General features: G+C 60.6%; 25 protein-coding genes and 1 pseudogene. 10 read left to right on the top strand and 16 right to left on the bottom strand.

What is annotated here, in order from left to right:
* Positions 1-159 precede the first annotated feature (159 nt).
* Positions 160-552 carry an Hpt domain-containing protein gene (locus AC50YA_RS16420; protein WP_494983299.1) on the top strand — a complete coding sequence of 131 codons (393 nt, stop codon included), beginning with the start codon at positions 160-162 and terminating at the stop codon, positions 550-552.
* A gap of 79 nt (positions 553-631) precedes the next feature.
* Here AC50YA_RS16420 and AC50YA_RS16425 read toward each other — a convergent pair whose 3' ends face one another.
* The 3 genes from AC50YA_RS16425 to AC50YA_RS16435 all read right to left on the bottom strand — a co-directional run bounded on the left by AC50YA_RS16425 (position 632) and on the right by AC50YA_RS16435 (position 4,003).
* Positions 632-817 (bottom strand): transcriptional regulator, encoded by a 186-nt coding sequence (locus tag AC50YA_RS16425; RefSeq protein WP_494983300.1) that lies wholly within the window; start codon positions 815-817, stop codon positions 632-634.
* A 73-nt stretch (positions 818-890) separates the two neighbouring features.
* Positions 891-3,353 (bottom strand): signal peptidase I, encoded by a 2,463-nt coding sequence (locus tag AC50YA_RS16430; protein ID WP_494983301.1) that lies wholly within the window; start codon positions 3,351-3,353, stop codon positions 891-893.
* Between the two features lie 41 nt (positions 3,354-3,394).
* Complete coding sequence (locus tag AC50YA_RS16435; RefSeq protein WP_494983302.1) at positions 3,395-4,003, bottom strand: hypothetical protein; 609 nt, start codon at positions 4,001-4,003, stop codon at positions 3,395-3,397.
* Positions 4,004-4,305: 302 nt separating this feature from the next.
* On the opposite strand from AC50YA_RS16435, the gene AC50YA_RS16440 reads away from it, so the two are divergent.
* The 8 genes from AC50YA_RS16440 to galU all read left to right on the top strand — a co-directional run bounded on the left by AC50YA_RS16440 (position 4,306) and on the right by galU (position 10,583).
* The gene (locus AC50YA_RS16440; RefSeq protein ID WP_494983303.1) at positions 4,306-4,488 is read left to right on the top strand and encodes a hypothetical protein; all 183 of its coding nucleotides are present in this window, start codon (positions 4,306-4,308) and stop codon (positions 4,486-4,488) included.
* A 373-nt stretch (positions 4,489-4,861) separates the two neighbouring features.
* Positions 4,862-5,854, top strand: coding sequence for a 1,2-phenylacetyl-CoA epoxidase subunit PaaA (paaA, locus tag AC50YA_RS16445; RefSeq protein WP_494983304.1), 993 nt, complete (start codon positions 4,862-4,864; stop codon positions 5,852-5,854).
* Positions 5,851-6,216: a 1,2-phenylacetyl-CoA epoxidase subunit PaaB gene (paaB, locus tag AC50YA_RS16450; protein ID WP_494983305.1), complete on the top strand. Its 366-nt coding sequence runs from the start codon at positions 5,851-5,853 to the stop codon at positions 6,214-6,216. Before paaA ends, paaB begins: the two co-directional genes overlap by 4 nt.
* On the top strand, positions 6,213-7,064 hold the full coding sequence (gene paaC, locus AC50YA_RS16455; protein ID WP_494983306.1) for a 1,2-phenylacetyl-CoA epoxidase subunit PaaC: 852 nt from the start codon (positions 6,213-6,215) through the stop codon (positions 7,062-7,064). Before paaB ends, paaC begins: the two co-directional genes overlap by 4 nt.
* Positions 7,061-7,585 carry a 1,2-phenylacetyl-CoA epoxidase subunit PaaD gene (gene paaD / locus AC50YA_RS16460; protein WP_494983307.1) on the top strand — a complete coding sequence of 175 codons (525 nt, stop codon included), beginning with the start codon at positions 7,061-7,063 and terminating at the stop codon, positions 7,583-7,585. The genes paaC and paaD overlap by 4 nt, the downstream gene beginning before the upstream one ends.
* 9 nt (positions 7,586-7,594) lie before the next feature.
* Positions 7,595-8,836 (top strand): 1,2-phenylacetyl-CoA epoxidase subunit PaaE, encoded by a 1,242-nt coding sequence (paaE, locus tag AC50YA_RS16465; RefSeq protein ID WP_494983308.1) that lies wholly within the window; start codon positions 7,595-7,597, stop codon positions 8,834-8,836.
* A gap of 7 nt (positions 8,837-8,843) precedes the next feature.
* Positions 8,844-9,632, top strand: a complete 789-nt coding sequence (locus AC50YA_RS16470) for an enoyl-CoA hydratase/isomerase family protein (protein ID WP_494983309.1) — start codon at positions 8,844-8,846, stop codon at positions 9,630-9,632.
* Positions 9,633-9,692: 60 nt separating this feature from the next.
* Positions 9,693-10,583 (top strand): UTP--glucose-1-phosphate uridylyltransferase GalU, encoded by an 891-nt coding sequence (galU, locus tag AC50YA_RS16475; RefSeq protein ID WP_494983310.1) that lies wholly within the window; start codon positions 9,693-9,695, stop codon positions 10,581-10,583.
* 22 nt (positions 10,584-10,605) lie between these two features.
* Here the strand turns inward: galU and AC50YA_RS16480 are convergent, their stop codons facing one another.
* The 12 genes and pseudogenes from AC50YA_RS16480 to AC50YA_RS16535 form a co-directional block, all read right to left on the bottom strand.
* On the bottom strand, positions 10,606-11,010 hold the full coding sequence (locus AC50YA_RS16480; RefSeq protein ID WP_494983357.1) for a VanZ family protein: 405 nt from the start codon (positions 11,008-11,010) through the stop codon (positions 10,606-10,608).
* Positions 11,011-11,328: 318 nt separating this feature from the next.
* Positions 11,329-11,925, bottom strand: a complete 597-nt coding sequence (locus AC50YA_RS16485; protein WP_494983311.1) for an LPXTG cell wall anchor domain-containing protein — start codon at positions 11,923-11,925, stop codon at positions 11,329-11,331.
* Between the two features lie 175 nt (positions 11,926-12,100).
* Entirely contained in the window at positions 12,101-13,882 is a 1,782-nt protein-coding gene (locus AC50YA_RS16490; protein ID WP_494983312.1) for a DUF4012 domain-containing protein, read from the bottom strand.
* A 123-nt stretch (positions 13,883-14,005) separates the two neighbouring features.
* Positions 14,006-15,451, bottom strand: coding sequence for a sugar transferase (locus tag AC50YA_RS16495; protein WP_494983313.1), 1,446 nt, complete (start codon positions 15,449-15,451; stop codon positions 14,006-14,008).
* 110 nt (positions 15,452-15,561) lie between these two features.
* A complete protein-coding gene (locus AC50YA_RS16500; protein WP_494983358.1) occupies positions 15,562-16,395 on the bottom strand; it encodes a CpsD/CapB family tyrosine-protein kinase in 834 nt (277 codons plus the stop codon).
* 441 nt (positions 16,396-16,836) lie between these two features.
* Positions 16,837-17,088, bottom strand: a pseudogene (locus tag AC50YA_RS16505) (Wzz/FepE/Etk N-terminal domain-containing protein); the annotation flags it as partial.
* A gap of 186 nt (positions 17,089-17,274) precedes the next feature.
* Complete coding sequence (locus tag AC50YA_RS16510) at positions 17,275-18,435, bottom strand: aminotransferase class I/II-fold pyridoxal phosphate-dependent enzyme (RefSeq protein WP_494983314.1); 1,161 nt, start codon at positions 18,433-18,435, stop codon at positions 17,275-17,277.
* A gap of 24 nt (positions 18,436-18,459) precedes the next feature.
* Positions 18,460-19,476 (bottom strand): SDR family NAD(P)-dependent oxidoreductase, encoded by a 1,017-nt coding sequence (locus AC50YA_RS16515; RefSeq protein WP_494983315.1) that lies wholly within the window; start codon positions 19,474-19,476, stop codon positions 18,460-18,462.
* Complete coding sequence (locus AC50YA_RS16520; RefSeq protein ID WP_494983316.1) at positions 19,473-20,531, bottom strand: sugar phosphate nucleotidyltransferase; 1,059 nt, start codon at positions 20,529-20,531, stop codon at positions 19,473-19,475. Before AC50YA_RS16520 ends, AC50YA_RS16515 begins: the two co-directional genes overlap by 4 nt.
* Positions 20,524-21,696: a UDP-N-acetylglucosamine 2-epimerase gene (gene neuC / locus AC50YA_RS16525; RefSeq protein WP_494983317.1), complete on the bottom strand. Its 1,173-nt coding sequence runs from the start codon at positions 21,694-21,696 to the stop codon at positions 20,524-20,526. Before neuC ends, AC50YA_RS16520 begins: the two co-directional genes overlap by 8 nt.
* Before the next feature lies 1 nt (position 21,697).
* On the bottom strand, positions 21,698-22,750 hold the full coding sequence (locus AC50YA_RS16530; protein WP_494983318.1) for an N-acetylneuraminate synthase family protein: 1,053 nt from the start codon (positions 22,748-22,750) through the stop codon (positions 21,698-21,700).
* A complete protein-coding gene (locus tag AC50YA_RS16535) occupies positions 22,747-23,448 on the bottom strand; it encodes an acetyltransferase (protein WP_494983319.1) in 702 nt (233 codons plus the stop codon). Before AC50YA_RS16535 ends, AC50YA_RS16530 begins: the two co-directional genes overlap by 4 nt.
* 500 nt (positions 23,449-23,948) lie before the next feature.
* Here AC50YA_RS16535 and AC50YA_RS16540 point away from each other — a divergent pair, with 500 nt between their 5' ends.
* Positions 23,949-24,704 carry an acylneuraminate cytidylyltransferase family protein gene (locus tag AC50YA_RS16540; protein ID WP_494983320.1) on the top strand — a complete coding sequence of 252 codons (756 nt, stop codon included), beginning with the start codon at positions 23,949-23,951 and terminating at the stop codon, positions 24,702-24,704.
* 80 nt (positions 24,705-24,784) lie between these two features.
* On the opposite strand, the gene AC50YA_RS16545 is transcribed toward AC50YA_RS16540, so the two are convergent.
* Positions 24,785-25,132 (bottom strand): hypothetical protein, encoded by a 348-nt coding sequence (locus AC50YA_RS16545; RefSeq protein ID WP_494983359.1) that lies wholly within the window; start codon positions 25,130-25,132, stop codon positions 24,785-24,787.
* Between the last annotated feature and the right edge of the window lie 126 nt (positions 25,133-25,258).

Consider the following 25,258-nt stretch of genomic DNA (forward strand, 5'->3'; position numbering starts at 1 on the left):
GGATTTTCCCATCTTTTTTGAAAAGCATTCCGGGCGGCGGGTGGCGTGCGTACCGTGGAGCGACGCCGGTAGGACGCGGCGGCGGAAGACAGCCAGTTGGAGGATCCGGGCCCAGGGGGGATCAGGGACCCGCAACAGCACGAAGAAACTGGAAGCCCAATGGATGAATCATTGCGCCAGTGGCAGCCCTTGGTGGATCATTCCGTCCTCGTGCGCTTCCGTGAAGAGTTGCCGCCGGGCTCCGCCATGTGTCAGGGCTTTGTCCGGGACTACATTGCTTTGTTGCCTTCCAGGGTCGACCGCCTGCGCCGTGCTGTGGAGCGGATGGACCTTGAGACGGCCATGGACGCCGTTCTCAGCCTTAGGATTACCAGCCTGATGGTGGGCGCCTGCCGTCTGGGGGCACTGGCGGGGGACCTGGAATCAGAGCTGCGAGCCGCGGGCACCGGGGCAGCACCGGCAGTGGCTATGGTGGTCCAGAATATGCTGGGCAGCATCGATTCGGGCAACCCGGGGACTGTTGAGGGGCTCTCAAGCTGGACTGATGACTGAACGATGTCTCGGTCACTCAAATGCGCGAACCGAGGGCTAGGCCAACGGACAGCAAGGACCTGACGTGGCGCTTCAGTGCCTAATACATGACTTCAACGTCGAATTCCTTGAGGGGCCTGCCCGTTAATGCAGCGGCAGCAGTCCGTATTGCGTCCGGGATGTCCTCAACGTTTCGCGCATGGGCCTTAAGCCCGGGAAGTTGATCGACTTCCAGCTCCATCCATCCGTCGGCAGCTCGTTTGATGTGCGCCGTGAGCTTCACCATCGGTCCCTTCCCCAGTAAGGTCTCCAGCCATCGGAACGCGGGTTCTCCCGGCCAGGGCCAGTCCGTGGCACTGTCAGTACTCCCGATCCAGGGGGCCGGCTTCGTTGACCGGCGCGATTGAGGACGGGATGCCCGTCAGATTGGTGACGGCTGCGGTGGGGCTCCAGACCATGGTGGACGCGGTGGTCACGGTACGCAGACTGGTGGCACCGCTGGATACCGTGCCGAGGCTTACCGTGATCACGGTGCTGGGCACGCCGTTGATGGTGGCGGTGGTGGCGGTCATGGTGGCGTTGAAGACGGCCGTCTTGCGGCTCTTGGCATAGTTCTGCTTCAGGTTCACCGTGCCCAGGTTCACGCTGGACCCGGTTCGCTGGATGTCCGCCGTGTCCCCGTTATTGCCCAGGCTCAAGAGGTTCCCGTCGCGCAGGCGGAGTGTGACGGTAAGTGCGGTCCCGTTCCAGCCCGGGGAGACGGTGGCGGGGTTGACCTGCTGGCTGTAGGTGAACGTCATGGTGTCGCCGGTTCCGAGCTTTCCTGCGGTGGCTGATCCGTTGGCGGTCTGGATGTCGGTTCCGCGCAGAGGGCTGTTGTCGACCCTGCGGGAGGCGACGGTGGCGGAGATGGTTTCCCTTGCAGCCCCGTCGGTGAGGACGGCCCGGAAGTCATAGAGCCCGTCGGCCACGGCCCGCGTGTCCCAGGCGCAGGTGTAGGGGGCTGTCATGACGGTGCAGCGGGTGGTCCAGGTCGTGGTCCCTGCCGGGGCGGACTGGATCTTCACCGAACTGACGCCGGCGGTTGAGTTGGCGTTGGCGGTCAGGGGGACGACACCGGTCAGGTAGTCGCCCGGGTCTTCGAGGGAGACGGAGGAGATGGTGTTGTCGATGACCCGGTTGGCGACCGGGGTGGAGGTGGTGCTGAAGCCGGCAGCGTCGGTGGCGATGGCTCTGAAGCTGTATGTGCCGCCGGCCAGTGTTGTGGTGTCGAAACGGCAGGAGTACGGGGTGGCGGTGATCGTGCAGAATGTCGTCCAGGGCCCGGTGCCGGACGTGGAGTATTGGAGGGTGACCTGGGCGATCCCGGAATCGGCGTCCGCGGCGGTGGCGGCGAATGTTCTGGTGCCGCTTAGCGGGGTGCCGGGGTCTGTCATGCTGACCGTGGGTGCCGTGTTGTCGACCAGGATGTCGGTCACCGGAGCCGAGGTAGTGGAAGTGATGCCGGAGACCGCTACGGCGCGCAGGTCGTAGTAGCCGTTGGGGAAAGCGATCAGGGTGGTGTTCCAGGAGCAGTTGTAGGGGGAGGTGAGGGCGGCGCAGAGGGTTTTCCAGTTGTTTGCGCCCGCGACCGAGTATTCGACCCTGACCGTGTAGATGCTCGTGCCGGGGTTGTACAGGGTCGTTGCGAGGTTCACGGTGCCGCGCTGGATTTCGCCCGGGTCTGTCAGGACCACCAGGAGACTGTTGGCGACCGTGGTGTCCACGGTGGCCGAGGTCGTGGAGTGTGAGGCGTTGTCAGTGGCGATAGCGCGGAGGCTGTAGGAGCCGTCAGTCACCGTTTTGGTGTTCCACGCGCACGAATAGGGTGCGGTTGTCGCGGTGCACAGAGTCGTCCACGAAGAGCCGCCGGAAGGTAAGTACTGGATCACGACGTCGTGGATGCCCGTTTCGGCGTCGGCGGCCGTCGCGGTCAGCGTGACGGTGTCCTTCACCGGTGTTCCGGGGTTGGCCAGGCTGACGGTGGGCGGTGCCCAGTCCACTGCCGCGCGGAAGGTGTTCGCCCGGTTGGCTGTGGTGGACGTGAAGGCCGCCGCGGATGTGAACCCTGCCGCGCCCAAAATAACCAGCAGGCAGAGCACTATGGTCAGGGCGACGGTGGCTGCCGCTTTCACCCGTCGGCGCAAGGCGGAACGACGGATGAAACCGAATATTCGCGACGGAGATCCGGACGCGGCTGCCTTTACGGGCGCGACCTTAGGGGCAGATTCGCTGGTCAGTTCCGGGCGCGCTGAGTAAACGGCGGCCGCGACAGCCAGAAGCGTCGCGATGGCCCAGAAGGCTAGGGCGGTCAGGTTGCCGGTGGAGAGCCAGAGGCCGGGCAGTCCGATTGCCGGGACGAGGAGCCGGGCCTGTCCGGTGATCTGCTCGCGTTTGAGCGGGGCGCTGTCGACTTCGGCGTTGGCGTCTCCGGCGGTGATGAAGGTCCCGTCGGGGTTGACCCCGACGATCCTGTGCAACCTGCTTACTGCCGGGCCGTCTGGTTGGGCGGCAGTGAACCGGACCACGCCTCCCACTGGTGCAGGTTCGCTCCTGCCGAACGCGGCGGCTACCACGACATCCCCGGTGCGGATGTGGGGCTCCATCGAGCCGCTGCGCACCACGCTGGCCTGCCAGCCCATCAAGGCGGGCAGGACAGCGATCACGGCAAGGCTCAGCAGGACGCCCAGGTACAGCCGGGACACGGTGGCGGCAAGGAACACCGCCCAGCCGTCTGCCGAGAAGAGGGCACCCTTGAATCCGCCCGGTCTCTCCCGGGTCACTGGGGCGTGGTTGTCACGTCGGTCAGGCTAGGGCGTCAGCATCAGTTTGATTGGAGTTCCCAGGCCAGGTTGATGCCGACCCGTGCGCCCTGCAGGGCGTTGACCTGCACCTGTGTCATGCCCGTGGTGTCGAAACGCCAGGTTGCCCGATAGCTGCGGGTCTCCCCGGCCGTCCCGGCGGTCGACCAAGCGGTCCCGCCGGTGGCGTAGTCACGGTTGGTCGTTGAAAGAGTGGACAGGGTCTGGTCAGCGATTGCGGTGCCTGCGGCCGTGAAGCCGGTGCAGTCGTTGAAGGACCCGCCGGTGCCCTGTTCGAGCTTGAGGTAGATCCGGTTTTCGAGGCCGTTGGCGGAGATGAGGCTTTCGCCATAGGGGCGCACCTGTCCGGGAACGTCCGCGTTGGAGGTGACAACGATGCACTTGGTGCCGGTTTGTCCCGGAACGATGTTTTCCACGGTAAACGCCGCTGCGCCCAGGTCATCGTCGGTGAGGAAGACACTGCCGGTGCTCCAGGAGTTCCCGGCGTTCCGTGTGGTGGCCGTGAACGCGGCCTGGGAACCCTGCCAGACCATCCCCCCGGCGATGAGGACGGCGATGGGGCCGGCGCTGAGGGCGGCGATGGTGCGGATCCGCGCAGAAGGAGTTTTCATGATGAGACCTTTTCAGTTGAGACCGCCTGAGGGGGGACCGTTGCCCGATACCGGCTCAGGGCCCCTCCCTGAATTCGCGGGCGTCGCGCAACGACTCCCCTCAGGCTAAGACCTCACTAGCATTTTTTCCACACGGCGAATAGGATCCGCCCTTTTAGTCACTTGCTTGTCATATTTCGGGCCAACGTTGTCACGGCCGGGCGACGTTGGCCGGAGGGCAACTCACGGAAGGGGTTGAACCAATGGTGCCCTCGACTTCTGCGGGAAGTAACCTGATGCTGGAGGCAGACGGGGGAAGCCGAGTGAAACTCACCGCGCAGATCAAGAAAGCGGCCGATGGCTGGCTTGACCTCCACGTGATCGAGTTGCCGGCGCTGGAAGCCCATGCCCGAAGAGTCGAAGAGATTCCAGACGTAATCAGGGACGCAGCCGCAAAGCTCACCGGCCGCCCTGAGAATGAATTCGAAGTCGAACTCAGGTTTTAGTGCCTCCTTGACGATCTTTGTATTGGTGGTCCGAACGACGGTCACCCCTGATTGCCGAACGAGTCGGACACGAGATCCTTTATCCGCAGGACCCTAATGCGATCCAACGCGTTGACGCGAGATCGATAACAGAGGGGCATTTCGGAGTAATTCTGACTGGGAGTGCACCGTTCCAACGTGCCTCGTTGGGGGTAGATAACACGCGCCGGCCCCGGTGGTTGAGCCTGTGCGTCCGATGGTCGAGCTTGTCCCTCCTGGTGATTGGGCTTGTCGAAATCCCGAAAATCTTGACGCCCTCCGCCACCTCCGCATATCCTGAACGAACGGTCGGTAAATAAATCGGACCAATCCAGGCAGGTGCATAGGAGCAACCATGGAAGCTAACGCCCAGCGCGACGCGGACAGCCAGGCCAAGGACCGCCAAGACGCGGACGGCCAGGCCAACTTTGACCGCGTGATCGCCGACGACTCCCGCATTGAACCAAAAGACTGGATGCCGGACGCCTACCGCAAGACCCTCTTGCGCCAGATCTCCCAGCACGCCCACTCGGAGATCATCGGGATGCAGCCGGAAGCCAACTGGATTTCCCGGGCCCCGAGCCTGAAACGCAAGGCCATCCTTATGGCCAAGGTCCAGGACGAGGCCGGCCACGGGCTCTACCTCTACTCCGCCGCGGAGACGCTCGGACAAAGCAGGGACAAGATGACGGCGGATCTCATCGCCGGCAAGGCCCGCTACTCCAGCATCTTCAACTACCCGGCCCGGACCTGGGCGGACATGGGTGCCATCGGCTGGCTGGTGGACGGCGCCGCCATCTGCAACCAGGTGCCGCTGTGCCGCGCCTCCTACGGCCCCTACGGCCGCGCCATGGTGCGTGTCTGCAAGGAGGAGTCGTTCCACCAGCGCCAGGGCTTCGAGATCCTGCTGGAACTCGCCCACGGCACCCCGGAGCAGAAGCAGATGGCCCAGGACGCCGTGAACCGCTGGTACGCCCCGGCGCTGATGATGTTCGGCCCGCCGGACGACGATTCGCCCAACTCCCGCCAGTCCATGGCCTGGAACATCAAGCGCTTCAGCAACGACGAACTCCGCAGCCGCTTCGTGGGAATGATGGTGGAGCAGGTCCGCGTGCTGGGCCTCACCCTCCCGGACAGCGAGGTCCGCTTCAACGAGGACACCAAGAAGTGGGAGCACGGCCCGCTGGACTGGAACGAGTTCAAGGAAGTCCTGGCCGGCCGCGGCCCCTGCAACGCCCAGCGCGTTGAGCGCCGGAGGGAAGCGCACGACGACGGCGCCTGGGTCCGCGAGGCAGCCGCGGCGTATGCAGCAAAACAGTCAATGAAGACAAAGGAATACGCAGCATGATCCCCACCGACTCCCCAACCTCGCAAGCTCGGCCGGGGACCCCTGTCGGCGTGGCCCCAGTGGCGATCCCCGCCTCCGACCGCAATGCCTGGGGCCTTTGGGAGGTCTTCGTCCGGTCCAGCCGCGGCCTGTCCCACGTCCACGCCGGTTCCCTGCACGCGCCTGACGCCGCCATGGCCCTGCGCAATGCCCGCGACCTCTACACCCGCCGGAACGAAGGCGTGTCCATCTGGGTGGTCCCGGCCGACGCCATCGCCGCCAGCGATCCCGACTCCAAGGGCGCGTTCTTCGAGTCCCCGCAGGGCAAGGACTACCGGCACGCCACGTACTACACCAAGAGTGAAGGGGTGAAGCACCTATGAACGCTGTACCTATGGGCAACGAGTCAGCCACCCGTATTACCCCCGGCAACGCCCTTCGCCCGGAGGACATCGCCCTGGAGGTCCGCACTGGCCTGGCCAAGCCCACCGACGATGTGGCCGAGTACGCGCTGCGACTCGGAGACGACGGCCTGATCCTCGCGCAGCGCCTGGGCCACTGGATCTCCCGCGGCCCCGAGCTGGAAGAGGACGTCGCCCTGGGCAACATCGCGCTGGACCAGCTGGGCCATGCCCGGAGCTTCCTCACCTACGCAGGCGGCGCCTGGGACAAGACAGAGGACGAGCTGGCGTACTTCCGGCGCGAGCACGAGTTCCGGTCGGCCGCGATCTTTGAGCAGCCCAACGGCGACTTCGCGGCCACCATCGCCCGGCAGTTCATCGTGAGCTACTACCAGTTCGAGCTCTATCGCCGCCTCACTCAATCAACAGACGCCACACTCGCCGCCATCGCCGCCAAGGCCGTGAAGGAAGTGGATTACCACCGGGACCACAGCGCCCAGTGGGTTCTGCGCCTGGCCGGCGGTACGGACGAATCCCGGACACGGATGATCCAAGGCCTGAAGCAGATGTGGCCCTACGTCGCCGAGCTCTTCGAGGACGACGAGCTGACCACCCGCCTGGCTGAAGCCGGCGCCGCCGTCGAGCCTTCCAGCCTGCGCGCCGACTTTGACCGGCTGACGGGGGAGATCCTTGCGGAAGCGGAGCTGGAGGTGCCGGACGTGCCGGCTGCCCCCGGCGGCGGTCGGCATGGCCGGCACTCGGAGCACCTGGGCTACCTCCTCGCGGAGATGCAGGTCCTGGCCCGCGAGTACCCCGGAGCAAGCTGGTGACCGCCGTGGCCACCGCTGCGCAGGAGCGGACACAACAGCAGCAGGCGTGGGACATCGCCGCCACGGTCTGCGACCCGGAAATCCCCGTGCTCACCATCGAGGACCTCGGGATCCTCCGCGACGTGCAGGTGACCGGGGACCAAGAAGTAACAGTCACCATCACACCCACATACTCGGGCTGCCCGGCCATGGACGCCATCCGTGACGATCTGAAAAAAGCGTTCGCCAAGGAGGGCTACAAAGCCACAGAGGTGGACCTGGTGCTCGCCCCGGCCTGGACCACGGACTGGATGACGGACGCGGGGAAGGCGAAGCTGCGGGAGTATGGCATCGCGCCGCCGTCGGGCATGGCAGCGGCCGGCGGCCACAGCAGCCCCATCAGGCTCAAAATGGCCGTGAAATGCCCCCAATGCTCCAGCCTGAACACCAAGGAACTCACCCGGTTCGGCTCGACCTCCTGCAAGGCGCTGTACGTCTGCAAGGACTGCCTGGAACCGTTCGACTACTTCAAAGTCCTGTAAGGAAGCCCCATGCCTGTTGTGCGCCAGACCGCCGCTGAATCGGCGCTAGCCAGCGGCCGCCGTCGTCCGTCCTTCCATACCCTCACCGTGTCGGAGGTGCGCCGGCTGACCGAGGATGCCATCGAGGTCACGTTCGGTGTCCCCCTAGAGCTCGCCGGCCAGTTCGACTACCTGCCCGGCCAGTACGTGGCCCTGCGCACCACGCTGCAGGATGAGAACGGCGAGCCGCATGAGGTGCGCCGCAGCTACTCCATCTGCGCCGAGCCGCGCAGCTTCCCGGACGGCAGCAGCGAGATCCGGGTGGCCGTGAAGCAGGACCTGGGCGGGCTGTTCTCCACGTGGGCCAACGCGGAGCTGAAGGCGGGGGACACCCTGGACGTCATGAGCCCCATGGGCGCGTTTGTGTCCAAGCACGGCCGGGACGGCAAGGCCGTGGAGCAGAACGTCATGAACTCCATGAACCATCCGGAGGAGCTGGCGGGGGAGGCGGCTTCCCAGGGGGCGGGCACCTTTGTGGCCATCGCGGCGGGGAGCGGCATCACCCCGGTGATCGCCATCGCCCGCACGCTGCTGGCGGCCAACCCGGAGACGCGCTTTGACCTGATCTACGCCAACAAGGCCGCCATGGACGTGATGTTCCTGGAGGAGCTCGCGGACCTGAAGGACAAGTACCCGCAGCGGCTGGCCATCCACCACGTGCTGTCCCGCGAGCAGCGGATCGCGCCGCTGCTCAGTGGACGGATCGACGCCGAAAAGCTCCAGCAGCTGCTGGGCACCGCCATCCACGCCGACGATGTGGACGAGTGGTTCCTGTGCGGGCCGTTCGAGCTGGTGCAGCTGTGCCGGGACACCCTGGCCGAGCGCGGCGTGAAGCCGGAGCACGTGCGGTTCGAGCTGTTCACGTCGGGCAAGCCGGACCGCCCCGAGGGCCACGCCGGCCGTCCCGTGGTGGTGGACGAATCCAAGGAGACATACAGGATCACGTTCAAGCTGGACGGCCTGCAGGGCGAGGTGGCCAGCCCCACACACGCCCGCGAGTCGATCCTGAACGCGGCGCTGCGGGTCCGGGCGGATGTGCCGTTCGCGTGCGCCGGGGGAGTGTGCGGCACGTGCCGCGCCAAACTGGTCACCGGCACCGTGACCATGGACGAAAACTACGCGCTGGAGCAGGATGAACTGGACAAGGGGTACGTCCTGACCTGCCAGAGCCACCCCACAAGCAAAGAAGTAACAGTCGACTTCGACGTGTAAGGACCCCATGATCTCCCTCTCCATCGCCAACAACGTCGCCGAAGTGGTCCTGGACGCGCCCTACAAGCTGAACTCGCTCGACGAGCGGGCGCTCGCTGATTTAACACAGGCGTACGACGACGCCGCTGCCGCCGCCTCGCGCGGTGAAGTGCGGGCGCTGCTGCTCAGGGGAGAGGGCCGCGCCTTCTGCGCGGGCCGGGACATTTCCGGCGTGACGCCGGAGACGGACGACGCCGAAGCATACCTAGGTGGGTTGGTGCAGCCGCTGCTGACGAAGATGAGCGAGTTCCCGGCGCCCACGTTTGCCGCGGCGCAAGGCGCGTGCCTGGGCGTGGGGCTGGGCCTGCTGCTGGCCACGGATGTGGTGTACGTGGCGGAGAATGCGAAGTTCGGCTCGCCGTTTGCCAAGCTGGGGGCGACGCTGGATTCGGGCGGGCACTGGTACTTCACCGAGCGGCTGGGCATGCACCGGACGCTGGACCTGATCTACACCGCCGAGCTCATGTCCGGGACGGAGGCTGTGGCGCAGGGGATGTTCAGCCGGGCCATGTCGGCGGATGAACTGTTGGACAACACCAGGGAAATTGTGTCGAAGGTTGCCGCCGGGGCCACGGGCGCGTTCACGGCGAGCAAAGAGCTGGTAGCGCATATCCGTGACCAGCGGCTTGGCTTGTGGGACGCCATGGCCGAGGAGAACGCCGAGCAGGCCCGCCTCTGTAAGACGGCGGACTACGCTGAAGGTTTCCGGGCTTTCCAAGAGAAGCGCGAGCCCAGGTTCACCGGCGCCGGTGGTTGAACCTGACGAAACCGTCGAAACCAATTGCACTTTTTTGCCAACGATTTGTAAGGTTCACCTATGACTATGGGGAAATCTATTACAAAAGCCGTCATTCCTGCTGCCGGCCTGGGGACTCGTTTCTTGCCCGCTACCAAGGCGATGCCGAAGGAAATGCTACCGGTGGTTGACCGCCCGGCTATCCAGTACGTCGTGGAGGAAGCCGTCAAAGCCGGCCTCGACGACATTTTGATGATCACGGGGCGCAGCAAGCGCGCCCTTGAGGACCACTTCGACCGTGAACCCGGCTTGGAGCGCGCGCTGGAGCTGAAGGGCGATCAGAGCCGCCTGGACCTGGTCAACGAGGCCTCTGATCTTGGTCCTATCCACTACGTCCGCCAAGGCGAAGCCAAGGGGTTGGGCCATGCTGTCCTTTGCGCGAGGCAGCATGTAGGCGACGAGCCCTTCGCAGTGCTGCTGGGTGACGACCTCATCGACGAGGCCGAGACCCTGCTCGCCACCATGATGGACGTGCAGTTGAAGACCGGGGGTTCGGTCATCGCGCTGATCGAGGTGGACCCATCGGAGATCAGCGCGTATGGCTGCGCAGACATCACCGCCATCGAGGGCGAGGACTTTGTTCGCGTCAACAGCTTGGTGGAGAAGCCGGCGGTCGGCGAAGCGCCGTCCAACCTAGCCGTCATCGGCCGGTACGTGCTGCACCCGTCGGTGTTCGGCGTCCTGGAGAACACGGAGCCAGGTCGCGGCGGAGAGATCCAGCTGACCGACGCGCTCCAGACTATGGCGGCCGGCGAGGGTGAAGGCTCGGGCGTGTACGGCGTTGTCTTCAAGGGCCGCCGCTACGATACCGGGGACAAGCTGAGCTACCTGAAGGCTGTCATTACACTGGCTTCCGAGCGCGTGGAGTTCGGCGAGGACTTGAAGACTTGGCTGAAGGCCTTCGTCGGCTAACGCCTGATGCTTCCGTAACGCTCTACGGGCCCGCCGCTGACCAGCGGCGGGCCCGTAGGTGTCTAAGGGCCGCAGTGGCCAGGAGAGCGCCAATGACAGCCCCTCCTGTGTTTGTGACAAGATCCAGCGGGCTCGCGAACCGATTGTGAAGAAACAGCAGCTGGCCCAGTTCGATGCAGCCCGAGACTATCAACCCGAAAATTCCGATCTGCCAGGGGTGTTTTTTCGGATACGCCAGGGCGGCCACCGTGCCGAGTGGAACGAAGAGCGCTACATTGCCGGATGCTTCGACGAATTGGTAATTGAACCATCCGGGAATTCCGTGGGTGTGGAGGAATTTCAGGACGTCAGCCAGCTGACCCTTCACGGGTTGATCGACAGGGCTGGGCCAGAAGGCGATCAGTGCCAGCGGCACGAGCAGGGCCACTAGGACAGTGCGCCAGATCTTCGGGTTGCCTGGGCGTTTCAAGGGGCACTCAGGCGGTTCTCAGCAGGGCCAGAACGGCCGTTCCCAGCGCGGCTATGGCCAGCACTCCTAGGAGCATGTATGGGAGCGCCTGCGGGCGGGGGAGCGGGACGGAGAAGTCGAACTGCCACGGTGTTCTGCGCCAATGTCTCCCCATAGCTCTAATAAATACCACAGGCCGGTGGTTGGGCCTGTCGAAACGTTAAATGCAGAGGGTGGGTAGTTCTCCGGTTTCCCGGAGAACCACCCACCCTCTTTGGTGCTTGGAAGGCGCAGCGGTTAGGCAGCAACCTCGTTCTTGGCGCGGCGGCGTACAACAACCACGGAGGCTGCGCCGGCGGCCAGTGCGCCTGCGCCCACCAGAGTCCAGAGGATGAGACCCGAGTCAGCACCGGTGTTGGCAAGGCCAGCTCCGGTGTTCGCGAGTGCAGCGCCGCCACCCGTGTTGGAGAGCGGGGCGCCGTTGCTGGCGAAGCTGGGGTCCACAACAACCGTGACGGGGCCAACCGTGTTACCCGAAACGTTGCCCTTAGCGGTAACGAAGTAAGTGCCGGCTTCGGTGATTGTAATCGGAATCGAGAAGTTGCCCTGAGCGTCCGCCTGAGCGCCGAAGGTCTGGGCCTGGAAAACGGGGATCTTTACGGCAACTGACCTGCCCTGGGATGCGGGCGGGTTGCCCGGAGTCACGGTGATGGTGAGGGATTCCCCAGCAAAGGGGCCACGGCCGCGGAAAATGAACTGTTCGCCCGGACCAACGGTGCCGTCAGACACGGCGGCCTGCGGCGGGATGGGCGGGTAGTTGGCGGCGATGGCCGGCGCGGTGCCGACCAGTGCGAGAGATCCTGCAAGTGCGAGTGCTGCGAGTGTTTTTTTCATTGTTGTCCCCCCGGAGACGTTAAGTTTTGTTGTACCCGAATTGAGGAGGTTCCTCTCCGCACGAGACCTGTGCAGAAATCCCGGATATATATCCCACAGAGACATTACCACTCGCATCGAGCAGCCAGCAATCTCAATCCAGTCGGTTTACATAGTGTTAACGCACTGTCTATAACTACTGCCCACATGAGGGAATTTCTGTGGGCAGGATCACATCTTTGACGGCTTGGACGGTGGGCGTGACAACCACGTTAGGTTCCGTGTGTTGCACGATTTTCCCGAATGTGAACTCCACGGTGCGGCTTTCGCCTGGAGCGAGCCTTATGGACAGAACGCCCACCGGCCTGTTGCTGTGGACGAATGGAGCGAAGTCTGTTTTCTTTCCGTCCAACTTGGCAGTCTCTGCGTTGGCTTGGACGGGCCCGTAAGCCACAATGTTTGTTTGGACGGAACCTGCGGGTACGCCGTAGTTGCCGCCTCCCGTTACGTAGGCCGGTAATGAAGTGGCTGCATCGGCCGGGGCGTTGTTGGTGCTCGTGACGCGGACGGTAGTTTGCTCGTAGCCGTCCTTGGGACATTCCTTTATTAGCTGGACGGTCCGCTTGACGTGGTAGTCCATCTTCGCTCCAGTGCCGTCGTTGAAGTAAACACCAAACTGGGCGGGGGCGATGCTGGGTCCCGTAATGGATCCACTCAAGGCGTAGTTGGCTATGACGGACTGTTCCGTGGGCAGTCCCGACCAGACAAGAACACGACCCTCGTCGGTGCCGCGTGTAAGCCCTTCAATGAGGCCCTTCGCATCTCCCTTACCGTCGGACAATGCTGCGAAGATCTCTTGAGCGACGCCGGCGAAGTAGGCATCTTGGAGGCGGGGCTGCTCGATTTCTGCATAGACATCAGAGAGTACGGTTTGGACGACGTTCTTACCGGTCAGCTCAGTCGGCAAGCCCGCGCTGGCGAGTGCCACGAGCTCAGGGTCCGTGATCCTGACAGGGCCGGTGGCATCCAGGATGTAGCTCAAGGCCACTGGGTCAATGGAGATAACGCCATCAACACGCTGTCCGGTCTTCCGCTCCCACATGGCTTGCGCGGTTCTGGCCGCCGTTGGAAAGTCCGGCGTTAGGTTCACATCCTGCATGAACTTTCCCATGCGCCCGGAATAGATCTGTTGTTGCTCGGGGTCCGACGGCACGATGGGCGACATTACGCCTACCGCTCCGGCGCTGCTCTGAGAGCCCAAGGTCAGTTTGCCCTTGTCCAGGCTGAGAACGGCAAGAGCCCCAGGAATGCCGCCAGAGGCTCGAGCCTCGGCATTGTTTTGGATGATGAGGAGGTAATTGCGCGGCGCTTGCGAGCCGAGCATTCCGGGCGCAAGGTTCGAGGCGTTGGCTGCTGCGTCTAAGGCACCAGACATCTCGTTTAATTTGGTCTGTGCTCGAGTCAGCGGGTCGGCAACTTGAGGCAACAATGCACTTGCATCGAGCTGATTAAGTCTGTCAGCCGATAGGCGGACTGCATGGGCTGCGGATGAAATGCTTGGGGACGCGGCTTCCAGGGAGTCCAAATTACTGCCGGCGCTATTCGGAAGCAGAGTTTCCCATTGAAGAGAGCCGGATACGTTGACAAGCGGTCTTAGGCCGAGATTTGCCACGTCATTCGCAGTGGTGGCAACCGTGCGTGTGGCAGAGAAGTTTGCTCCTATCCATGGAAGTTCGCCGGCGGCAATCCACAGCGGATCGTTGCTGGCTTCCCGTGCCTTGGATGTGTGAGCTATGAGTGACTCGAGCGTATCCACCGCGGGTGCCGCGTCGCTTCGAATGATCTGATCTTTGAGCATTGGTAGCAGTTGGCTAGCCGCAGTGAGTTCGGCATTCAGGGTGTTGGCCTTCTGTCCTAGCCAAGCGGCACAGCCTCCGGCCGCAATCAAAATGCCTGCCAACGACAGGGTGCTGACCACAATTCTCCTGCGAATGCTCCACTTTCGTTGGGACGAAGTCGACTTAGGGTCGAAGTGGGGACGAACCTCGTTGTTACGCGCCATAGGTGCCGGTGTTCCTTTCATAACGAGATGAGCCATCCATTAGTAGGCGCCTGTGCTCCGGAATACGGCGCGAATAGTGCGCAACATGATGACAAGATCGCCTGCCAACGACCAGTTCTCTACGTAATAAAGGTCCAGGCGCACAGAATCCTGCCATGAAAGGTTCGACCGCCCGCTAACCTGCCAAAGTCCGGTCAATCCGGGCTTCACTAGAAGGCGCCGGCGTACGTCGTGTTCATACACGGCGACTTCTTTTGGCAGAGGTGGTCGCGGTCCGACTAGGCTCATTGACCCCACTAATATATTGAAAAGCTGCGGCAGTTCGTCGAGACTATATTTTCTGAGGAATTTACCTACTATGGTGACCCTTGGATCGGCCTTGATCTTGAAGAGCACACCGTTTCCCTGATTTCTATCGGCCAATTCAGCAAGTCTATCTTCAGCATCGACGACCATTGAGCGGAATTTGAGCATTCGAAAGTGCTGCCCTTCCATCCCGACGCGTTCCTGACTAAACAGGACAGGACCTTTACTGCCGGTCTTAACCAAGACGGCCAGCACAATCATGATCGGGAGCGTAGCAACAATCAAAAACCCCGCAGTACAAACGTCGAAAAGCCGCTTGGCGACGCGTTGGCCGCCCTCCAGCGTCGGCGTAGTCACATGTATAAGCGGGAGACCGGCTACCTGTTGCGTGTGAATTCGCGGCCCGGCAATGTCTGTCAGTGCTGGGGCCATTATCAATCCCACGTTGCGAGCCGCGAGTTCCCACCCCAGGTGCCGGATGGTCTGAGGGTGGAGTTGAACTCCAGCCGAGATTGCAACCGCATCGGCTCCACACTGGTCGATGGCGGCCAAAATCGACGCTGTGCTGTGGTCATGGCCTAGTACCGGAAGCCCTGATTCTGGCTCGGTTGAGAGACCAGGGTGCACCCCTGGAACGTAGGCGGCGACGGGCAGGTAGCCTGCATGCTTCTCACGTATCAACGAAGACGCGAGGTGGGCAACAGCGCTGGGTCCGCCGACCAGCATCAACTTGGACATACTGCGGCCGCTTGCACGGCGAACGCTTAGATGTTGCCTGAGGAGCCACCGTCCAAGAACCAAGCCAAGGACTCCCGCGGGAAGGGCAATGCCAACGTAGCCCCGTGCAGTATCAACCCGGAGCACATACGAAACAATGGCCACAAGTCCGAAGAGCCACAGAGATGCAGCCACAACTCGCTTGTATTCGTCAGGGCCTGCCCCAAGGATGCGACTCTGTCTGGAGTTCCACGCGCCGAGCATGCACCACCAGACAACGGCCAAAAATACGGACAATAGAAGATACGGTGATTCCTCACCACTTGCCGTCCTGGGTTCGAACCCGAACCTGACAACGAAGGCTCCTATGACCGCCCAGGTAACGACAAATGCGTCGACCACCCCAATTAATCGGGAAGTTCGAACCTGCCAGTCAGCATCCCGAATCAAGTGGCCCCCCATCTAAAGAAACAATTCAGAGCATCAAGACGATGCGTTGGTATTTTTGGATTAGTTCACAATAACTGTGCCCGGCTCAGAGCGGAACGAGGCACTAATAACACCGACGCAGGTCAGTTGAGATTGGTGCGCGCATTTCTTAAGCGCCGCGGCAGAGACTCCAGCTCCACCTCATCGAGAAGTTCTTCCGTTGAACTTGGTGGTGAAGTTGGAGTTTTGATGTCTTCAGACGATTTCGGGAATTCCAATGAAGACGGACGTATTTGATCATGCTCTCGGTCAGCACCTTCGGGTGACGAGCTGTAATAGCCATACGCGTAAGCGTCTGTTCCCTTGCTGGGCAGTAGATTCAGTACTACGCCCAAAGTCCGGGCGCCGACCAAGCGTAATGCGGTTAGTGCCTTTTCTAATTCGTTCTGCCGCACGCTCTTGCAACCAACTACAACCACCACACCAGAAACATAGCTGCTTAACACGGCTGCATCGGTCACCGGTAATAGCGGTGGCGCATCGATTATTACCGTATCAAAGGACTGCTCAAGCCTTTGAACAAGCTCACGCATAGCGGTGGAACCTAAAAGTTCGCTTGGATTGGGAGGAATGCGTCCAGAAGTGACGACGAACAGATTATCTTCACCCCAGGGTTGAATGACGTCATCGAGCTCCGCGGAGCCAATGAGAACGGTCGTTAGACCGACTTCGCCTTCAAGCCCGAGGTACTCGCCAATCATCGGTCTCCGAAGGTCTGCGTCCACCAGGCAAACCGATGCCCCAGATTGGGCCATGGCGACTGCAAGATTTGCGGCAGTCGTGCTTTTTCCTTCGCCGGGCAGAGATGAAGTAACTACTACGGCGCGCGACCCGCCGTTGACATTAGAAAATTGTAGGTTTGTCCGAAGCTGACGGAAGGACTCGGCCCTTGGACTCTGCTGCGTTGTCTGGGTCATGAGCGGGGACCTGGACGCTGATTCGTCGAAAGAGATGGCGCCGAGGAGTGGGGCGTCCGTCACCTTTCGCATGTCAGCCTCTCCCCGGATTCTGTTGTCGAGAGTCGTCCGAAGCATTACTGATCCGAAGCCCAGGCCGAGACCAACGAGAGTCCCGAGAATAAGGTTCAGGCGAACATTGGGTCCAGTCGCAGATACTGGGACTTCTGCCGGGCGAATTATGGAGAGTGAGACAGGAGACGTTCCCCCGGACTTGGGACTTTCAAGTCGATCCACAGCGGATATTAGACTCGTGGCGACTCCTTGAGCTATCGCAGCGGCCCGCGCGGGCGAGTCGTCCACCACTGTGATACTGATCAATACAGTGTTGAGATCTGCGGATGCTGTGACTCTTTCGGACAGTTGCTGAGATGACACTTCGAGGCCCAGCGAGTCGACAACTGGCTGCAACACAACGGGCGTTTCAACAGTTCGAATATAGGATTGGACGCGCGCTTGACTGAATGTGTTGCCCTGCTGGAGTTCCTGCACGCTCCCTGAATTCTGGATCGCGACGAACAACTCGGCGTTGGCAGTGTAAGTCGGCTTCATCAGAACGGACACGACACCGCTTGCCAGAAGCCCAACTAGAGTCAGGGACACTAGCAGCACCCAGTTTTGGCGAAGTGTCTTACTGTACGCGCGTAAATCCAAAGCGGGATCTCCCTGAAGTTGAAGTTGGGGGTGACATGAGGACGAGCTTTAGTACTGTCCGGGCCCTTGGAGTTAGCCTATCGTGTTGACTTTGGAGCGCATTCAAAACTCGGATTGATGACAGCGCATTGTTCTTGTCGTGAGAACTGTCCCTGCGCAGGTCTCTGTCGACTCAGGACGTCGACATTAGACGTCGACCGATTCCAGCCGAAGCCAATCAAGAACGCGGCCTATGACGCGGTCTTGTTCGGCTTCGCCGAGATCCGTAGAGCACGGCAGTGACAGTCCTCGAGAGAAGAGATCCTCGCCGACAGCACCGCCCAGCGTTGCTTCTCCGACTAACGGTGGTTGCATATGCAGCGGTCGCCACAGGGAACGAGACTCAATGCCTGCCTCAGCGAGGAAGTCCTGAAGTTCGTCCCGCGCGCGAGTACCTCGGGATTTTGGTACGAGCACTGAGTACAACCAGTACGTAGACTCTTGCCCGTGGAGTTTTGGCGGTGTCTGGATCTCTGTGCCTGCAAAAGCAGCGGCGTAGCGTTCTGCGATGTCACGCTTCCTTGCGATGAAGGAGTCAAGGCGCTCCAACTGAGCAACTCCAAGGGCGGCAGCGATATTCGTGAGTCGGTAGTTGAACCCGATTTGATCGTGGAGGTATCCGCGGTCGGTAAGCCTTGCCTGGGTGGAAAGGTGTTTTGCCTGGGCGGCAAGGTTGGTGTCATTCGTCGTAAACATGCCGCCGCCGCCGGTCGTCATGATCTTGTTGCCATTAAAGGAGAAGGCGCCCATATGGCCAATAGTGCCTACATGTCGCCCATCGAGTGGTCCGTCTGTCCAAACGGCGCCGAGTGCCTCCGCGGCGTCCTCGATGAGGAATATTCCATACTCATCGGCCAGTTCCTTGGCCGCCAGGGCGTCGGCGGGCTGCCCAAGGATGTGGACAATCTCGATGGCCTTGGGCAGCCTCTCCCCTGTTGCGGCCCGCCGCTCAATCTCGGTACGGAGGGCCGCCACGTCCATGCACCAAGATTCCGGAAGTGAGTCCACTAGCAGAAGTTCGGCGAACTGATAGGAGGCCGCATTCGAGCTTGCCATGAACGTGAAATCGGAAACGGCCACGAGGTCACCAGGTTGGACATCCGCCAGGCGCATCGCGATGTGCAGCGCCGCAGTGCCGGACGCACAGGCCACCGCATACTTGGCGCCGACGTAGTCAGCGAATTTTTGTTCGAACTCGGAAACGAACTGCCCCACGGAGGAGACATACCCGCTGGCTACGGCCTCGTTGACGAGTTCGGCCTCACGGGCTCCGATGTTGGGTACGGCTAGGGGAATTCGGCTTGCCACAGTGGCCTCTCTCAAAACAGTTGGCTAGCGGGAGTATAGGGCGGCGGCTGATAAATCGACGCCGCGTTTCCTGATCCATTCCGCCGAGGCCTTCAGACCCTCTTCGAGGCTGACCTGCGGAGCCCAGCCGATGTCGGTTAGGGCCTGGGAAGGATCGGAGAGCAGATGCATGACTTCGCTCGACTCGGGCCGGACACGTTCTTCCTGGGTGATGATTTCCGCCGTTGATCCGGTTACTTTCCGCGACATTTCGACAAGCTCGCCGATGCTGACGTCGTGCCCGGTGCCGAGCTGGATGACCTGTCCCTCCAACGCGATGTCAGCGGTCGCGGCCTTAACGAAGCCGTCGGCCGTGTCGGTGACGAAGGTGAAGTCGCGGCGAGGTGTCAGCGAGCCCAAATGGATCGCCTCCGCCCCCGCGACCATCTGCTGCAGGACGGTGGGAATGACCGCTCGAGCTGACTGACGTGGCCCGTAGGTGTTGAACGGGCGTAGAACAACGACCGGCGTCTGGAACGAGCTGGCCCACGCCTCGCACAGTTTGTCTGCTGCGATTTTCGTGGCGCTGTAGGGCGACTGGCCGCGCAGTTCGTTCTCCACGGTGATCGGAACGGTTTTTGGCGTGCCGTAGACCTCGGACGTCGAGGTGTTGACCAGGCGCGGAACGTCGTGGCGTCGGACCGCTTCCAGGACGTTCAAGGTACCGATGACGTTTGTCTCCACGTAGGAGCGCGGCGCCTGGTAGGAATACGGGATGGCGATAAGGGCCGCGAGGTGCAGCACAACATCGGAGCCGGCAACCAGATCCGAGACGAACTCGGAGTCGCGGATGTCGCCCAGCTGGAGGTCCACCGAATCCCGTTCTGTGGGACTAAGGTCATCGAGCCAGCCGTAGGAGCCGTTGGAATTGTAGACGCAGAGGGCGCGGACGTTGGCGCCTTCTGCGATCAGCCGCTGTGTAAGGTGACTGCCGATGAAGCCGTCGGCACCCGTGACAACCACGGTCTTGCCCTGAAGGTTCTGGTGGATCAAGGAGATCACTGGCCTTTCGCTGTTGCTAGGTCTTTGGGGGTTCCGACGTCGATCCAGTCGGATTCAATCGGCCATGCCGCCACAGTCTTGGATTGGTCTATGCAGGCCTGAACCAGGTCCGGCATCGAGAAGGGTTCCATGTACGGGACCATCGCCAATGCGTCAGGTGATACGGCATAGATGCCCGTGCTAATTTCAAACTCGACGCTGGGCTTCTCTGTGACTCCGGAAATGACCCCACTCTCACTGACATCCAGAACGCCGAACGGCACTTGGTGTGTATAGGGTCTCGCGGCGACGGTGACACTGGCGTTTTTCGACCCATGAAAGGCGAGCAAGTCGGCGGCCGAGTAGCGCACCATCAGGTCTGCGTTCGTGACGATCACAGGATCGGAGATCCCTGGTACCTTGTGATTCAGAATACCTAGTGCCCCGGCGGTATTGAGAGGTTTTGCGGGGTCTTCGTGGAGGTACCTGATGGTGCAGCCAAGAGAGGACCCGTCGCCAAGATGGTCCATGATCTTGTCGGCGAGGTAAGCCACGGAAACATAGATGTTGGTCAGGCCGGAGTCTACAAGTCCGAGGATGATCCACTCGATGATCGTGCGGTCCGCCACCGTCATCAGTGGTTTAGGTGTGTCCTTAGTCAGTTGGCCGAGCCGTGTGCCGCGGCCGCCGGCCATGATGAGGGCAACGTTGTTCAACGGCTGCCTCCCAACTATGTCAGTAAGCGTGTGCAATCCAATCAAGCGGCCAGAATCATCCACCACAGGGATCTCAGTGATGCGCAAGCTGCGCATCAGATCGAGTACCGATGCTCTCGTCGCTTCGGGAGTCACTACGTGAGGCGTTGTAGTCGTTAGCTCCTGAATTCGGCCGTCAAGTTGGATTCCGCCGAGCAGACCTCGGCGGACATCTCCATCTGTGACAACTCCCCGGAGTTGTCCAAACTCGTCGGTGACCAGTGCTATGGCGGATGCTCCGCGGTCTATTGTCTGAAGCGCTTGTCTTACCGTAGCGTCCGGACTGATGCAGACGTTTTCCAAAGATCCAAGGTTATTCATGATTGGGTTCTCCCACGCTGATGTCAATGAAGGATTTAGCTAGTGAAGCCGCCCCGCTGGAAGCGATAACTGCCTCTATTCGCTCCGCTGCCAGCGAATCTCCGTACGGATTAACGATACGGGAGCAGGTTCTCTTAAATTCAGGGCTCAAGGCCATTTCAATACTAGATCGAATGCGGAGTGAATCATGAGTGGAGTGAATTACGTTCACTCCGTGTTCACGCCCCTTTTGTCGATCGCCAACGTTTACAACCGGTACTGCAAAACTAGCCGCTTCGATAATTCCAGAGGAAGAGTTACCAACGACAGCATCAACTGTGGCCAATACACGAGGATAGAGAGCGCCTAGGCTCTCGGTGACGATGACTCCTGACTCGGGACCTGTATCTATTTCCATGAGGGCTTGGACAATTTCGTCACGACCGGCGTCGTATCCCGGATATGTCAGGATTGCCGTCCCGGCGGCTGCCACGGACTCTTCGTAGACCAGACGCGCTGCACTCCCAAACGCGCCGGCCTCGCCTGCAGTTTCTGGGTGGTAAGTGACAAGAAGCAGCGGACGGATCAACGATCGATCGAACGCGGACGAAAATTCCTGTGCGGAAAGGGGCAGAGGTTTCGCCAACCGGTCTAGGCCCGGCGCGCCGGTTTGGTGGATACGGTGGGGCGGTTCACCAAGTTGCGATACGCGGCGAGCGGCTCCTTCTGTGCTAACGCAATGTTGATCTGCCAATTTGGTAACCGCGTGCCGGACTCGTTCGTCCATGGCGCCTTCTGTAACCTCGCCACCATGCAGGTGTATTACACGAAGTCCGTGGAGCACTGCTGGTGGGACTACGTAAAGAAGCTCCCAGCGGTCCCCGAGGACAACAAGTGCCTCCGGTTTTACTGTCTGTATAAGGTCGGCGATTTTAGCGGAGAGCTTTGGCCCAAGTCTAGTTTGGCTCTGAGGCGATGCTTGGCCAAGGTGAAGTCCTGTTGAATGGTGCACGAAGGAGCCTGGCCGAAGGCCGGCTTCACAAAGCTGGATTTCGGCGTCACCATCTTCGAAACCTACGGCCGAAACGATGTGGAGTTCCACCAATGAGCCATTTGCAAGTCGTTCGAGTACTGGGCCGAGAGGAAACAGGTCGGCACGACTTCCGATAAATGCCAACACCCTCATGTCAGACAAGATCCGCACTGAGTAGCTGCTGCCCGGCTGCCACGAAGCGTTTGGACATACGTCCGACGACGTGAGCCGAGGGAGCGAGCCCTCCCTCGGGGCGAAGAATTACGACATCGTCAGCCGTCAGCTTGGACTCGGCGGGGATATCGCGTGCTGCATGGAATGAACGACGTACAAGCGGGGCATTGGCCTCTTCGCTTGGCATCCGCCGCTTTTTCCCATCTCCCAAGGCCGTCTGAGCGTCTCGAACATCCTCTACGTAACGCGCGAACTCGAATTTCTCCAGGGATGCGGCATGGTCGGGGCCGTTCCTTGTCTTGTCGGTTGTAATGTGCTTCTCGAGCAGCGTGGAGCCTAGAGCCGTTGCGGCAATTGCAGTCATTGATCCTGTTGTGTGATCAGACCATCCAACTTCAACGCCGAAGTCTCTGCGCATTGCTGGTATGGCGAGAAGATTGGCGTCGTCCACGGGCGCTGGGTAGGCCGACACACAGTGGAGCAGGACAGTGGCCGGGGCTGCGGCGGTAGCGTGTAGCGCATCAGCGATTTCGTCGTGTGATCCCATTCCAGTCGAGACGATCACGGGAATTCCGAACTGAGCGATCTCTCTTAGGAACGGTGTGTTCGTTAGTTCACCCGATCCAATCTTGAAGCCAGGCACCCCGATCTCAGCCAAGATGAGTGCGCTGGCCAGATCAAACGGAGTCGACAGGAAAGTGATCTGACGTTCATTGCAGTGATCTCGGAGTTCAAACCAAGATGCCTCCGGCAGCGTGAGCTTACCGAGCATTTCTGACTGCGACTCCGAAAAGCCAGCCTTTCGTTGATACGGCGTTGTGGCAGCCCCCGAAGTGACTAGGGTATGAGGGTTGAACGTCTGGAACTTCACCGCGTTGGCGCCCGTGTCGGCAGCCATCTCGATGAGTTCGTGTGCCACGTCAACATCGCCGTCGTGATTTACACCGGCCTCGGCGATGATGAAGATATCCTCACCGTGCCCAATTCTGTGTGGGCCGAAGCTTACTGCCGTGGTCTTGGATTCATGAGTCACAATGTTGAGCCTTCCTTGGATTGCAAGATGCGTGCGGGAACCCCCGCGTATGTTTCGCCAGCTAACGCGTCACTAGTGACTACTGCACCTGCACCTACGATGGAAAATTGGCCGATTCTCAGGCCCGGTAGAACCCGAGCCCCAGATCCAATGAACACACCCTGGCCGACGCTTACCGCCCCCAATATGACCGAACCCGGAGCCAGATGGCTCCCACTTCCGACCACAGTGTCGTGTTCGACCACCGCGGCAGTGTTGACTATAACTCCCGATCCAATATCGGCGCTGGGGCCAATGTGAGCGTGCTCGAAGACCTGAGTTAGCGATCCGATTCTTGCCGTTCTATCTACGGTGGCCGACTTCGCAATCAGCGGCGCGGTAAGCCGAGCCCACTGCTCGGTCTTGGCGATTTGTTCCGATACTCGCTTGCGAATGGCGTTGTCACCAATTGCCACGGCAATGGAGGTCGAGGTTCCTACAGCCCACTCAAGAGCGTCCCTGTCGTGTCGAAAAATCCGCGGCGAATCGCCGTTATCAGATTTGAAGGGTTCCATGAGACGATCGAAATCGGCTCCGGATTGCATAGCGTCCGCTAGGATACGATCCGAGATTCCTACTACGCGATCGCCGCGGTTGCGAATTATGGCTGCAACACTCTTGGCGTGGCCAGACCCCCCAATAATTAGCCAGCTGGTCACGTATGCGGGTCAATCTGTTGCAGCTGCTCGGGGTTCAGAGCCGGAGTCGTCGTGGAGCCGCACCGTGGCTGACCATGCATTTTCAGCAGAATGCTGCCTGGTGTCTTGGTATACATGAAAGTAGGGTTGCCTCGAGATCGTGCGGTCAGATGACGTTTACATCATACTCGTCACCCGCCACTCAATTGACCCGTTTTCGTTCTTAGAGCCAATGCGTATGGAGTGTCCGTCTGAATGGTCGGCCAAAGACGGGGTATTGATAGGGTTCTCTTGATTTGACGTATCACGCCCGTAATGTTTCGTCTTTTTGCATCTGTCGGACGATGGGACTACTCATATCGGCCCCGACGCTGACACCTCAGTGTGGACAAGCCTGTCGAATCGTGGGTTGGGCGGGTGTTGGCGCCGTTTAGAGTGTCAAGGCAATGAAGGTACCCTTAGTTCGTGCCTAGGTGTCTAACTCTGGACCCGGTAAATACGAAACTGAGGTCAATGCCGAAATGACTGACAGCTCCTTTCGCCCGCGTGTACTCGCCGTCATTCCTGCTCGCGGCGGTTCTAAAGGGCTTCCTGGCAAGAATATCCGGCCGTTATTGGGTAAACCTCTCCTTTCATATTCAGTTGCTTTGGCGCATCTCCTCAAGGCCGACGTAAGATGCATCGCATCAACAGACGATCTGAATATTGCAGAAATCGCCCGAACAGCCGGTGCGGAAGTCCCCTTTATTCGCCCTTCGGAGCTAGCCTCGGACACTGCCCCGACAAGCGCCGTTTTGAGGCATGCTCTTGAGGAGTCGGAGCGCATCTTCTCGGTGAAATTCGACATGGTGCTGCTCCTTGAACCGACTAGTCCTACTCGTACGCCGGAGACAGTTCAACAGGCAATTGATGCCTTATGCGAGGCGGCTGACCTCGACGGAGTAATTGCCGTCTCTGAACCGTTCTTCAATCCGATATGGGTAGGCGTCAAGCCCGAACCCGACGGAGCAGCCTTGTCACGGTATTTTGAGCAAGGAGCCGGTGTGGTTCGGCGCCAAGATCTGTCGCAATACATGCGCATCAATGGAAATTTCTACATCTGGCGAGCCGAATTCATCCGGCGGGTCGAGCGCAGTTGGTTCGATGAAGGCCGCCACGGCTATGTGGAAATTCCTGAATTGCATTCGTTCAGCATTGATGAAGTTGAGGAATTCCAATTAGTTGAAGCAGTGGTGAAGGCCGGATTGGCTCCACTCCCGGGGCATTCGAATCCGTAGAACGACCGGCGAGTGAATCATTTGTTGTGAGAGTGCCAGGGTTCTCATAACGTAGGAACATTGGTTATTGAAAACGTTGTTTATTGACTCCCCAATACGACACCGACTCGATTCCAGCCTGGCTGTCGGTCGTCGCTGGCGGATACCTCGGCCAGGCGGTGGGCTGCGTTCGTGGTCAGAGTATCGCGGGCGCGCACGAGCAATATCCGGGCTCTTCGCGGTTCGTGGTAAATGAACTGCTGCTGTGAATGTTCATGCCGACGTTTTGGCGGCATTGCGCAACAGGATACGTGTTTTGTAGTCTTGGGATTGGTGAACCCACGGCCGGTTTGTTTGGTGTGTTTGATCGCGGTGTTGTTCGCCTCGACCTTCGCGGTGGTGGCTCCTATGACGATGAGGACTTGGATTTCGCTACACCACCGGCAGATTGATCGCCAGAGTCGGTTCGTTTCAGGTGGACTGCTTCTTGGACCAGGGACTGCATGCTTGCTTTCGCAGGGGCCGCATCCGTCAGGGAACCGCTAGCAAGCAATGCCGGTGTTCATCAATGCCAG

The organism is Pseudarthrobacter sp. RHLT3-21 (genome assembly GCF_059383495.1).